11 protein-coding genes are annotated in these 12015 nt (G+C 67.0%); 2 read left to right on the forward strand and 9 right to left on the reverse strand.

Annotated features, from left to right (window positions below; translation table 11 throughout):
- From ACOJTB_RS11945 to ACOJTB_RS11985, 9 genes are all read right to left on the reverse strand, one after another.
- Nucleotides 1-866, reverse strand: an 866-nt coding sequence (locus ACOJTB_RS11945; RefSeq protein WP_420102743.1) for an ABC transporter permease subunit, incomplete at its 3' end; no start/stop codon positions are given.
- The gene (mmsA, locus tag ACOJTB_RS11950) at nt 863-2431 is read right to left on the reverse strand and encodes a multiple monosaccharide ABC transporter ATP-binding protein (protein ID WP_420102744.1); all 1569 of its coding nucleotides are present in this window, start codon (nt 2429-2431) and stop codon (nt 863-865) included. The genes ACOJTB_RS11945 and mmsA, both read right to left, overlap by 4 nt.
- A 76-nt stretch (nt 2432-2507) precedes the next feature.
- A complete protein-coding gene (chvE, locus tag ACOJTB_RS11955; RefSeq protein WP_420102745.1) occupies nt 2508-3572 on the reverse strand; it encodes a multiple monosaccharide ABC transporter substrate-binding protein in 1065 nt (354 codons plus the stop codon).
- 85 nt (nt 3573-3657) lie between these two features.
- Nucleotides 3658-4578: an SMP-30/gluconolactonase/LRE family protein gene (locus tag ACOJTB_RS11960; RefSeq protein WP_420102746.1), complete on the reverse strand. Its 921-nt coding sequence runs from the start codon at nt 4576-4578 to the stop codon at nt 3658-3660.
- Between the two features lie 13 nt (nt 4579-4591).
- Nucleotides 4592-5680, reverse strand: coding sequence for an aldose epimerase family protein (locus ACOJTB_RS11965; protein ID WP_420102747.1), 1089 nt, complete (start codon nt 5678-5680; stop codon nt 4592-4594).
- Nucleotides 5674-6597: a Gfo/Idh/MocA family protein gene (locus ACOJTB_RS11970; RefSeq protein WP_420102748.1), complete on the reverse strand. Its 924-nt coding sequence runs from the start codon at nt 6595-6597 to the stop codon at nt 5674-5676. Before ACOJTB_RS11970 ends, ACOJTB_RS11965 begins: the two co-directional genes overlap by 7 nt.
- Nucleotides 6598-6600: 3 nt before the next feature.
- The gene (locus ACOJTB_RS11975) at nt 6601-7533 is read right to left on the reverse strand and encodes a dihydrodipicolinate synthase family protein (RefSeq protein WP_420102749.1); all 933 of its coding nucleotides are present in this window, start codon (nt 7531-7533) and stop codon (nt 6601-6603) included.
- A 57-nt stretch (nt 7534-7590) separates the two neighbouring features.
- Nucleotides 7591-8316, reverse strand: coding sequence for a FadR/GntR family transcriptional regulator (locus ACOJTB_RS11980; protein ID WP_420102750.1), 726 nt, complete (start codon nt 8314-8316; stop codon nt 7591-7593).
- 209 nt (nt 8317-8525) lie between these two features.
- Nucleotides 8526-9203 (reverse strand): GntR family transcriptional regulator, encoded by a 678-nt coding sequence (locus tag ACOJTB_RS11985; RefSeq protein ID WP_420102751.1) that lies wholly within the window; start codon nt 9201-9203, stop codon nt 8526-8528.
- A gap of 294 nt (nt 9204-9497) precedes the next feature.
- On the opposite strand from ACOJTB_RS11985, the gene ACOJTB_RS11990 reads away from it, so the two are divergent.
- Together ACOJTB_RS11990 and ACOJTB_RS11995 are read left to right on the forward strand one after the other, a co-directional pair.
- A complete protein-coding gene (locus tag ACOJTB_RS11990) occupies nt 9498-11045 on the forward strand; it encodes an ABC transporter substrate-binding protein (RefSeq protein WP_420102752.1) in 1548 nt (515 codons plus the stop codon).
- Nucleotides 11042-11995, forward strand: a complete 954-nt coding sequence (locus ACOJTB_RS11995) for an ABC transporter permease (protein ID WP_420102753.1) — start codon at nt 11042-11044, stop codon at nt 11993-11995. The genes ACOJTB_RS11990 and ACOJTB_RS11995 overlap by 4 nt, the downstream gene beginning before the upstream one ends.
- Nucleotides 11996-12015: the final 20 nt, after the last annotated feature.

A 12015-nucleotide genomic window follows, 5' to 3' on the forward strand; every position in this document is an offset into this window, starting at 1 on the left:
AGCTTGGCCGCCCGCTCGTTTCCGCCCACCGCATAGACCTGACGACCGATCGTGGTGCGCCGCGTCACGAAGCCGTAGAGCGCGATCAGCAGAGCCATGATCACCAGCACGTTCGGCAGGCCGCGATAGGACGAGATCAGATAGGCGACATAGGTGAGAAGACCGGCGAAGACGAGGTTCTTGGCGACGAAGAGGCCGTAGGGTTCGACCTCGATGCCGTGCTGCTCGTGCCGGGAGCGCGCCTTGAAACTCAGATAGACAAGGCCGGCGGCGAGCGCCACGCCGATGGCCAGCGTCGTCGGGTAGAGCACGCCGACACCCGGAAACGCCTCGGGAATGAAGCCGGAGGAGAGCTTCTGGAAATCCGGCGCGAAGGGCCCGACCGACTGGCCCTGCAACAGCGCCAGCGCCAGCCCCTTGAACACCAGCATGCCCGCGAGCGTGACGATGAAGGACGGGATCTTGAAATAGGCGACCCAGTAGCCCTGCATCGCGCCGATGGCGCCGCCGACGGCCAGGCAGATCAGCGTGGCGGGCACGAAATGCATGCCGAGCTTCACCATCAGCACGGCGGCGACCGCGCCGACGAAGCCGGCGACCGAACCGACCGACAGATCGATATGGCCGGTGACGATGACGAGGAGCATGCCCAGCGCCATGATGACGATGTAGCTGTTCTGCAGCACCAGATTGGTGAGGTTGAGCGGGCGCAGCAGCGTGCCGTCGGTCACCACCTGGAAGAAGACCATAATGGCGAAGAGCGACAGCGCCATGCCGTATTCGCGCAGGTTGTTCTTCCAGAAGGCGCCGTGCCCCGGCTTGGCGGCGAGCGCAGGCGCGTCGTCCATGGAGGTGTTGTCCGTCATGGCCGAAGCCCTCCCTGCCTCGTTTCCTTGGTGTCATGGCGCATGATGGCGCGCATGATCTTTTCCTGCGTCGCTTCCTTGCCGGGAAACTCGCCGACGAAGGCGCCCTGGTTCATCACGCAGATGCGGTCGCAGATGCCGAGCAGCTCCGGCATTTCCGAGGAGATCACCACCACGCCCTTGCCGGCATCGGCGAGCGCGTTGATGATCGTGTAGATCTCGTATTTGGCGCCGACATCGATGCCGCGCGTCGGCTCGTCGAGGATCAGCAGCTTGGGGTCGGTGAACAGCCATTTCGACAGCACCACCTTCTGCTGGTTGCCGCCGGAAAGCTTGCCGACCTCCTGATAGACGCTCGACGAGCGTATCCTCATGCGACCGCGATAGCCGTTCGCGACCTTGAGCTCCCTCATCTCGTCGATGACCCGCGCCGATGCGATGCCGTCGAGATGGGCGAGCGAGATGTTGCGGCGGATGTCGTCGGACAGGATCAGGCCGAGTTCCTTGCGATCCTCGGTGACATAGGCCAGGCCGGCGTCGATCGCCTTTCGCACGCTCGACAGATCGACCGGCTTGCCCTCCAGCCAGACCCGTCCGCTGATCTTCTGGCCATAGGAACGGCCGAACAGGCTCATCGCGAATTCGGTGCGGCCAGCGCCCATCAGTCCGGCGATGCCGACGATCTCGCCGGCGCGGACCTCGAAATCGACATGGCGGACCATTTGCCGCTCGGCATGGAGCGGGTGGAAGACCGACCAGTCCTCGACCTTGAAGATCACCTCGCCGAGCTTCGGGCCGACCTTGGGCTCGCGCTGCGGATAGCGGTGCTCCAGGTCGCGATCGACCATCTTGACGATGATCCGGTCTTCCTCGACCTCGCCCTGCCGGCAATCCAGCGTATCGACGGTGCGCCCGTCGCGCAGCACGGTGATCCGGTCGGCGACACGCGAGACCTCGTTCAGCTTGTGCGAGATCAGGATCGAGGAGATGCCCCGCGCTCGGAACGCCATCAAGAGATCGAGCAGCGCGGCGCTGTCCGTCTCGTTGAGGCTCGCCGTCGGCTCGTCCAGGATCAGGAGCTTCACCTCCTTCGACAGCGCCTTTGCGATCTCGACGAGCTGCTGCTTGCCCACGCCCAGATGCGTCACCAGCGTGTCCGGGTCTTCGTGGAGCCCGACCGTCTTCATCAGCGCGAGGGCGCGCCGATGCACGGCGCCGCGGTCGATGACGCCGAAGCGCGAGGGCGGATTGGCGATGAAGATGTTCTCGGCGATCGAGAGCAGCGGGATGAGCGCCAGCTCCTGATGGATGATGATGATGCCCTTCGCCTCGGATCCGCTAATGTCGCGAAACTGCTGCTCCGTCCCTTCATAGATGATCTGCCCGTCATAGGAGCCATGCGGATAGACCCCGCTGAGCACCTTCATCAGGGTGGATTTGCCGGCGCCGTTCTCGCCGACCAGCGCATGGATCTCGCCCGGCTCGACCGTGAAGCTCACATCCGAGAGCGCTTTCACCGGGCCGAAGCTCTTGCTGATGCCGCGCATCTCCAGGATCGGGCTCATGCCGTCCTCCTCGTCTGGCGACGCCGCCCCGGGCGACAGGCGAACGGCCTGCCCCGGGACGGCGCCTGCTGCGCGATCAGTTGATCTGGCTCTTCTTGTAGTAGCCGCTCTCGACCAGCACCTTTTCCCAGTTGCTCTTGTCGACCACGACGGGCTTCAGCAGATAGGACGGCACGGTCTTCACGCCGTTCTCGTAGGTCTTGGTGTCATTGACCTCGACCGTCTTGCCGCTCAGGGCCGCGTCGACCATGTCGGCGGTCACCTTGGCGAGGTCGCGCGTATCCTTGAAGATGGTCGAATACTGCTCGCCGGCGAGGATCGACTTCACCGACGGCACCTCGGCATCCTGACCGGTGACGATCGGCATCTTCATGTTGCCGCTGCCATAGCCGATGCCCTTGAGCGAGGACAGGATGCCGATCGACAGCCCGTCATAGGGCGAGAGCACACCATCGACGCGCTTGTTGGTGTAGAAGGCGCTGAGCAGGTTATCCATGCGGGCCTGCGCGGTGGCCGGGTCCCAGCGCAGGGTCGACACCTTGTCCATGCCCATCTGGCCGGAGGCGACCTTGAGCACGCCCTGGTCCATCAGCGGCTTGAGCACCGACATGGCGCCGTTGAAGAAGAAATAGGCGTTGTTGTCGTCGGGCGAGCCACCGAACAGCTCGATGTTGAAGGGCCCCTTGTTCTCGGGAATGCCGAGCCCCTTCACCAGCGACTGCGCCTGCAGCACGCCGACCTGGAAATTGTCGAAGGTGGCGTAGTAATCGACATTCGGCGTGTTCCGGATGAGCCGGTCATAGGCCACGACCGTAATGCCCTGGCTCTTGGCCTGCTTCAGCACGTCGGACAGCGTCGTGCCGTCGATCGAGGCGATCACCAGCACCTTGGCACCCTTGGTCACCATGTTCTCGATCTGCGAGAGCTGGTTGGGGATGTCGTCATCGGCATATTGGAGATCGGTGTTGTAGCCGCGCTCCTTCAATACCTTCACGATGTTGTCGCCATCCGCGATCCAGCGGGCGGAGGATTTGGTGGGCATCGCGAGGCCCACCGTGGCCTTGCTCTGAGCGAGAGCCGTGCCGCCGAGCGCCATGGCCCCCAGTGCGAGGGCTGACAGGAATGTCGTCAGTCGTTTCATGGTTGCGGTCTCCTTGTTTGTCCTCGGGGTGTTGTTTCGCCGCGCTTTGGAAACCAGCACGGTCGTCTGCGAGATCGGGTCGTCTTCAAGCCTCCAGCCTGGCCCGGGGCTCCGCCTTTCCGGCGACGCCGAGATCGATCAGGAAGGTCCGTCCATGGTGAGGATCGCCCGCCCGCGCGGCCTCGTCCATGCCCTCAAAGGCTGAGGTGACGAGCATCTGCCTGAAGTCGGGACCCACGAAGACCGGGCAGCTCGGCTGGCGCGCCGGCACTGCGATCCGTCGCAGCATCCGGCCATCGGTGCCGATCGCCGCGACGCACCCCGCGCCCCAGAACGCGCACCAGATCGTGCCTTCCGCGTCGGTCACCGCCCCGTCGAGGCCGCCCGGCCCTTCATGGTGCAGGAGTAGGGTCGGCTCGCCCGCCGGGAGCCCGCTCGCCGGATCGAGCACGACGCGCATCAGGGTGTTCTGCCGGGTGTCGGAGAAATACCCCGTGGCACCATCGGGCGAAAAGCAGATGGCGTTGGGAATGGTGATGCCCCCGAAGAGGCGCTCGATGCGACCGCCATGCAGCGCCCAGATCACGGCCTGACCCGCCTCCGCCTTCCGGCCCATCGTCGAGAACCAGAGCGTTCCGCTGGGATGCACACGGGCATCGTTGGAGCGGAACGGCACCTCCTTCGGCGGCACGGCGTGACGACGCTCCAGCACGCCTGTTCCGGGATTGCGCAGATGCAACCCGTCCTCGGCGACGAGCAGCTGGCGCCCATCTTCCAGCCAGGCGAGCGCGCTGGCCATCACCGGCAGATCATGGACGCGGACGCTGCCCCGCGAAAGGTCCGCTTCGTGCAGACGGCGCCCGAGAATATCGAACCACCAGGCCGTCCCGCTGGCCGGATCATAGGTCGGACCCTCCCCGAGATGGCAGGGCGCCGCCGCCAGCATCGTCACCGGCCGCTGCTCCAGCGGCGGCAGGCCGGACATGTCGTGGCTGGTATCGGTCATGGACGCGCCTTGCTCAAACCGTGAAGAAGCGGAAGGTGGATCGGTGCCGGTAGACCTGGCCGGGATCGAGCCGCGTCGATGGAAAATCCGGCCGGTTCGGCGCGTCCGGAAAGGCCTGCGGCTCAAGGCATAAGGCGTCGGATTGGCGGTGCAGCCGGCCCTGCTTGCCCGCCACCGCGCCGTCCAGCCAGTTGCCGGTATAAAGCTGAAGCCCCGGCTGGTCGGTGGACAGCTCCAGGCCGCGCCCGCTGCCGCGATGGATCACGCGCGCCGCCAGCCACGGCGCGGCGGTCCTGCCGCCCGGCAATCGGTAGCAGTGGTCGTAGCCATGGCCGAGCCGCAGTTGCGGATGGTCATCGCGGATGCGCGCCCCGATCTCCGCACCGCTGCGAAAATCGAAGGGCGTGCCGGCAACCGGCAAGACCTGCTCCTGCAGCGGGATCAGCCCGGCATCGACGGGCAGAACGGCATCGGCGAAGATCGTGAGCTCGTGATCGAGGATGCTGCCGCCGCGCGCGACCCCGGCGAGATTGAAGAAGCCGTGATGCGTCAGATTGACCACCGTCGGCGCGTCGCAGGTCGCCTCGAAATCCAGCGCCAGCGAACGCCCCGCGACGATGCGATAGGTCAAGCGAACCCTCAGCGTGCCGGGAAAGCCCTGATCGCCATCGGGGCTGACATGGCCGAGCGTCACGAAGGGTTCGCTGCCCGCGCCGACCTCCTCGACCGTCCACAGCGCCCGGTCGAAGCCCCCCGGCCCGCCATGCAGCGCATGGGGCCCGTCATTGGCGGGAAGATCGAAGCGCCTGCCGTCGAGATCGAAGGCAGCGCCGGCGATGCGATTGGCATAGCGTCCCACCGTCGCACCGAAGAAGCTGCGCCGCGCCAGATATCCCTTCACCACCTCGAAGCCGAGCACGACATCCGCGCATTCGCCCTTGACATCGGGGACCTGAAGCGCCTGCACGCTGGCGCCCAGCGTCAGGATCGACGCCGCAAAGCCGCCCTCGCCCTGCAGGATCAGGCGCTCGACCGGCCGGCCATCCGGCATATGGCCGAACCCGTCGCGCAGGACGGCTCGGGACGGCTCCGCGCTCACCACGCGAAAGCCTCGACGCTGCGTCGCCGGCCGAGCAGGAACGCATCGGCGACGAGTTGCAGCGGCGCCAGATCGACGTCGCTTCGCCCGGCCGCGCAGAGTTCGACGAAGTGGCGATAGATGCCGCGATACTCCTGCTCGGGTTCGTCGATCAACACCGCGTCGTCACGGGTCAGCCGCGCACCGCCCTTCGACAGGAGCAGCCTGCCGCCATCGGTCTCGATGCGGATGTCCCAGCTCTGCTCGCCGCTCTGGAGGAAATCGAGCGCCGCCGTGATCGGCAGGCCGGAGGCCCCGCGCAGGTCGAGTTCGGCCGCGATCGGCGCCTGCCGGTTTGCGGGAAAGGCGAGGTCGGCCCCGGTGACGAAGGCCGGCTCCGGCAGAATCGCGGTGAGGATCGACAGCGCATTGATCGCGGGGTCGAAGACGCCGAGACCGCCGGGCTCGAAGATCCAGTCCTGGCCAGGATGCCAGACGCGCACATCCTCCTTCCAGACGATCGAGACCTTGCGCGGCGCATGCCGTTTCAGGAAGGCGCGCGCCGGCTCGACCGCCGGCGCGAAGCGCGAATGCCAGGTCGCGAACAGGCTCAGGCCACCCCGCTGGGCCGCCGCGACCAGCGGGGCGATTTCACCGAGCGTCGCGCCGGGCGGCTTTTCCAGCAGCACATGCTTGCCGGCGGCAAGCGCCATGGCCGCCAGTTCGTGGCGCCCCTGCGGCGGCGTGCAGAGCGCCACCGCATCGACCCCGACATCGCCGGCGAGCAATTCCTCCAGCGTCGGGAAGTTGGCGACGCCGTCGAGGCCGGCATGACGGCTGGCGACCGCCACCAGTTCGACGCCATCCGTCGCCGCAATCGCCTGCAGATGCTGGTCTCGCGCGATCTTGCCGAGCCCGACGATGGCGAGGCGCAGGGTCATCGCTCAGCGCCCCCAGCGCAGCACGACCGGGTCGAGCCGCCTGGCGATCTCGATCAATCCTGACCGCGTCGCCGGATGCATCGCAGGCAGCGGCGCGCGCAGCGTCTCATGAGCGATCACGCCGCCCTCCTTCATCAGCGCCTTGCAGGCGGCCAGGCCGCATTGCCGGTTCTCGTAATTGATCAGCGGCAGCCAGCGCTGATAGGCGTCGATCGCCGCCTCGCGGTCGCCGGCGAAATAGGGATCGGTGATCTGGCGGATGCCGTCCGGATAGCCGCCGCCGGTCATCGCGCCGGTCGCGCCGGCATCGAGATCGGCCATCAGCGTGATCGCCTCCTCGCCGTCCCAGGGGCCTTCGATGGCATCGCCGCCCGCCTCCAGCAGCGCCCTCAGCTTGGCTGCCGCCTGCGGAACCTCCACCTTGAAATAGGCGAGATTCTCGATCTCCTTCGCCATGCGGGCGAGAAAGGGCACCGAGAGCGGCGTGCCGGCCACCGGCGCGTCCTGCACCATGATCGGGATCGAGATCGCGTCCGAAACCCCGCGATAGAAATCGTAGATCGAAGCCTCCGGCACGCGGAACGTCGCGCCGTGATAGGGCGGCATCACCATCACCATCGCGGCGCCCAGCTCCTGCGCGCGACGCGAGCGCTCGGCACAGACCGCGGTCGAGAAATGCGTCGTCGTGACGATGACGGGCACGCGGCCGGCGACATGCGCCAGCACGGTCTCCATCACGCGCTCGCGCTCCTCGTCGGTCAGGACGAACTGCTCGGAGAAATTAGCCAGGATGCATAAGCCGTGCGAGCCGGCGTCGATCATGAAGTCGACCGCCCGCTTCTGGCCCTCGAGGTCGAGCCGGCCGTCGGCGTCGAAGACGGTCGGCGCGACCGGGAACACACCCTTGTAGCGCGGCTGGGCTGGCGAATGAGGCATCGGCGTCGTCCCTGTTGACCTGTTCTTGTCGTTTCCGCGACCTTCGGCGCGTTTTTTTCAGCTCTTCGGCGCGGGCCGCTTCAGGCCGTAGGCGATGACATGCGTCATCGCATCGGCAGCGCTCGCAGGGTCCCGTGCGGCGATGGCGTCGACGATCCGCTGGTGCGAGGCGATGGTGAAGGCGTAATCCGCCTCGTCGCTCGGCGCGCTGAATTCGAACGAGGCGCGCAACGCCGCCTCGATCATCGCGCCGATGGAACGGATGAACGGATTGCCGGCGGCGTTCGCGACGGCGACATGCAGCGCGACATCCGCTTCGGCGAAGGCGGCCGTCTGCTGTTCCGCCGCCACCCGCATCTGTTCGATCGCCGCCCGCATCGCATCCAGATCGGCTTCGGTCCGGCGCTGCGCAGCGAGGCTCGCCGCCCTGGGCTCGATCGCCTGCCGGATCTCGGCGATGGCGACGACGAAGCTGCGGTCGATCCCGGCATCGAGATGCCAGGCCAGAACGTCGGAATCGAACATGTTCCAGGCAGAGCGGGAGCGAACGACCGTGCCGACGCGGGCCTTCGTGCTGAGCAATCCCTTCGCCACCAGCGTCTTGACCGCTTCGCGCAGCACGGGCCGCGAGACCCGGAAGGCGAGGGTCAGCTCGGCATCGCCGGGCAGTTTGGCCCCCTCGCCATAGCGCCCCGTGATGATGTCGATGCCGATGCTGCGGGCGATCTCGGCATGGTTGGAATGGCCGCGGCGCGCCGGTATCGAGACGATCCGGGCCGTCATGCGCCGGCCCTGCCCTGCGGATGGCGGCCGCCGGGACAGGCGCAGGGCCGCGCGGTCTTCATCGCCGTGCCGGTCATTCTCGCCTCCCTGACCGAACGCCCTGCCCAAGAGGCGTTCTGCTCTTGCCGGGAAGTCTGGCACATCACGTTACGCCTGAATAGTCATATCGTTTGACTATTATGCGTTCCAGACGGTGCTGGCGGGCCCGCTTATTCGTCCCGGGGCAGGCGCGAGATGACGCCCGTGATCGGCCGAAGATGCTGCTCCATCACCGCCATCGCCTCCGCTTCGTTCCACGCCTCCAGCGCGGCGAGCAGGTCGCGATGCTCCCGGTTGATGCGAGCGGTCCGGCTCGGCTCGGTGCTGATCGCCGTCATGGCGACGCGCTGCTGGCGCGCGCCCAAAGATTGATAAAGCTCGGAGAGCACGACATTCCCGACTGCGGCGACCATCACGAAGTGGAAGCGGCGATCGAGCTCGACATGCCCGAAATAATCGTCTCGTGGCAGCCTTTCGATCGCGTCGAGGATTTCCGCCATTTTGGCGGGCACGGCGATTTCCTCGCGGCAGATGCGCGTGATCGCGTGACCCTCGATCATCCGCCGCGCCTCGTAGAGGTTCAGCAGCTCCTGCACCGTGACCTGGCGCACCATCGCGCCGCGCCGCGGCAGTAGATCGATGAAGCGCTCCGCCTCCAGCCGGTGGAACGCCTCTCGGACCGGCGTGCGCGACACGCCCAGCGCCGAGGAGAGCGCCTCTTCCTCGATGAAGGAGCCTCCGGCGAAATGCCCGCGCAGGATCTGCTCGCGCACATAGAGATAGACGCGCTCGCGGGTCGGGCGGCCGCGCTCGCCGCCATCCTCCCCCTGCCGCTCGGTCGTCGCCATGGTCGCCCCCATCCCGCGCCGCGCAATGCGACTTTGGCGGTAGACTCCGAAAAATCCGCCTCGTATACATGATGCATCAGAAGCGCGGGCGGCGTCCAGTGGGATGCAGAGAGCCCGTGCCGGGGAACGTTGAGCGTGCCATCGTCGACCACTCTCATGCAGGACGAAAGCCGTCGCGGCAGGCGGGCCACCCGCCGCGCCCGGCCGCCTCTCGGCATCGTCCTTGCTGGTGGCGAACGGCCGGTGCCCGGGCGACGCTGAGCGACGCTGAGCCCAACAGCAGAGGAACAGACGATGAGCATCTCCCGCCGTTCTCTCCTGGCTGCCGGCCTCGCAGGCCCCGCCCTCGCCGGCTCCCCGCTGCTCTCGCCCTTGTTCGGCGGCCTCGCCCGCGCCCAGGCCTCGGCCGGAATCATCCGCTACGGCCTGTCCGCCTTCCCGCCCAATCTCCAGCCCTGGGTCTCGACCGGCGCCTCCGCCGGCACGGTCAAGATGCTGCTGCACCGCAGCCTCGTCTCCTACGGGCCCGACGGCAATCTGCGCGGCGAGCTCGCCGAATCCTGGTCGCATGAAGCCGATGGCGCCTGGGTCTTCCGGCTGCGCAAGGGCTGCCTCTTCCAGAATGGCGAGCCCGTCACGGCCGACGACGTGAAATGGTCGATCGAGCAGATCGCCGGAGAGAAATCGACGGCCTATATGCGCACGCAGTTCCAGCAGATCGAGCGCATCGAGATTCCCGATCCGGCGACGGTGAAGCTCTATACCAAGGAGCCGCAGGCCACGCTGCCGAGCTGGTTCGGCAACTACAACACCTTCGTCATCTGGCGGAAATCGCCGGCGAACGAACCCGTCGGCGCCGGCCCGTTCCGTCTCGTCGGGCAGGAGCGCGGCTCCTCGCTCGAGCTCGCGCCCTTCGACAAATTCTACAAGCCCGGAATCCCGAAGGTGAAGGGCATCAAATTCATCGTCTATGCCGACGAGAACCTGCGCAACGCCGCGCTGATGTCCGGCGATGTCGACATGATCGAATATGTGCCCTGGCAGTCCATGGCGGCGGTGGAGGCCGAGCCGCGCCTCAAGCTCGACATCCAGGAAGGCCCGTTCATGGACGTGCTCTTCAACGGCACCAAGCCACCCTTCAACGATCCGCGCGTGCGCCGCGCCATCGCCCATGCGATCCGCCGCGAGGATATCGTCAAGGTCGCCTTCTTCGGCCGGGGCAAGCCGCTGGAAGGAGTGCCGATCGTCGAGGGAACGCCGTGGTACGACGACAAGCTCGCCCATGGCTGGAACTACGACCCGGCCCGCGCCAAGGCGCTGCTGGCCGAGGCCGGCTTCGCCAACGGCTTCCAGACCACATTGCTCGCCACCGCCCAGTTCGGCATGCACAAGGACACGGCGGAAGTGGTGCAGCAGCACCTCGCCGAGATCGGCATCCAGTGCGAATTGCAGTTGCCCGACTGGTCGACCCGCGTCAGCCGCGGCACGCGCGGGCAGTACGACATGGCGATCCATGGGGTCTCCGCCGACAACAACGACCCTGACGGCCTCACCGTGGTGCTCGACACCTCGCTTTCGCCGACCCATGGCCGCTCCTTCCGGGTCGATGCACCGCGCACCATTGCGGCACTCGCGCGGGGCCGCGCCGAATTCGACCAGACCAAGCGCGCGGCGATCTACAAGGAGATGCAGGCGGCGGCGCTGGAAGAGGTGCCGCTGGTCGGTCTCGCCTGGCGCCAGCAGGGCTACGGCATGGCGAAGACCATCTCCGGCTTCGTCAATCTGCCCGGCGCCCTGTCCAACTCCTCCGGCAACATGCTCGAGCAGACCTTCTTCTCATGAGCGCGGCCTGGCTCACCCGTCGCGCCCTGCTCACGCTCCTGACGGCGTGGCTCGTTGCGACGATCGTCTTCATGGCCCTGCACATGGTGCCGGGCGATCCCGCCGAGCTACTCCTGTCCAGCTCGGGCGCCATGCCCGATCCGGCGGCGGTCGCGGAGCTGCGCGAGAAGCTCGGTCTCGACCAGCCGCTGCTGACGCAATACGGCCGGTTCCTCGCCGGCTTGGTGCGGGGCGATCTCGGCACCTCGCTCGTCGATGACTACCCCGTTCTGCAGGAAATCGCGCTCAGGCTGCCGCGCACGCTGGAACTGATCTTCGCCGGCACGCTGATCGCGGTGGTTTTCGGCGTCCCGGCGGGCGTCTATGCCGCGATCCATCGGGGCGGGGCCTTCGATCGCGCCGCCTCCTGGGTCACCGCGCTGCTGCTGGCCGTGCCGGTCTTCGTCGTCGGCACCTTGCTGGTTCTGGTCTTCGCCCAGACGCTGCGGCTGATGCCCGCGGGCGGCTTCGTGGCCTTCTCGCAGGATCCGGCGCAGCATCTCAAGCTGCTGGCGCTGCCGGCGGTCGCCATCGCCAAAGGCCTCGCCGCCGTGCTCTTCCGCATGACTCGGGCCGCCACGCTGGACGCGCTCGCCCATGACTATGTCCGCACAGCCCGCGCCAAAGGGCTCGCGCCCGGCCGCGTCCTGGTGGTGCATGTGCTGCGCAACGCCATGAACCCGGTGGTGACCGTGCTGGGCCTGCAGATGGGCACGCTGCTGGGCGGCACCGTGCTGGTCGAATACGTCTTCAACTGGCCGGGCCTGTCGACCCCCCTGCTGCGCGCGGGCGAGGGCCGCGACTATCCGATGGTCGTCGGCATCGTGCTGACGATCTCGGTGCTGTTCCTCCTGATCAACCTCGTGGTCGAGCTGCTGCACGCCGCGATCGATCCCCGGGTGCAGTCATGAAGCGGCGCGGCCTCGCCAAA

Origin of the sequence: Allobosea sp. (assembly GCF_048595345.1) — a bacterium.
Classification (GTDB): domain Bacteria; phylum Pseudomonadota; class Alphaproteobacteria; order Rhizobiales; family Beijerinckiaceae; genus Allobosea.

Coding starts and splice junctions, on each gene's coding strand:
- mmsA (WP_420102744.1), bottom strand. CDS start 2,431: ATGAGCCCGATCCTGGAGATGCGCGGCATCAGCAAGAGCTTCGGCCCG.
- chvE (WP_420102745.1), bottom strand. CDS start 3,572: ATGAAACGACTGACGACATTCCTGTCAGCCCTCGCACTGGGGGCCATG.
- ACOJTB_RS11960 (WP_420102746.1), bottom strand. CDS start 4,578: ATGACCGATACCAGCCACGACATGTCCGGCCTGCCGCCGCTGGAGCAG.
- ACOJTB_RS11970 (WP_420102748.1), bottom strand. CDS start 6,597: ATGACCCTGCGCCTCGCCATCGTCGGGCTCGGCAAGATCGCGCGAGAC.
- ACOJTB_RS11975 (WP_420102749.1), bottom strand. CDS start 7,533: ATGCCTCATTCGCCAGCCCAGCCGCGCTACAAGGGTGTGTTCCCGGTC.
- ACOJTB_RS11980 (WP_420102750.1), bottom strand. CDS start 8,316: ATGACGGCCCGGATCGTCTCGATACCGGCGCGCCGCGGCCATTCCAAC.
- ACOJTB_RS11985 (WP_420102751.1), bottom strand. CDS start 9,203: ATGGCGACGACCGAGCGGCAGGGGGAGGATGGCGGCGAGCGCGGCCGC.
- ACOJTB_RS11990 (WP_420102752.1), top strand. CDS start 9,498: ATGAGCATCTCCCGCCGTTCTCTCCTGGCTGCCGGCCTCGCAGGCCCC.
- ACOJTB_RS11995 (WP_420102753.1), top strand. CDS start 11,042: ATGAGCGCGGCCTGGCTCACCCGTCGCGCCCTGCTCACGCTCCTGACG.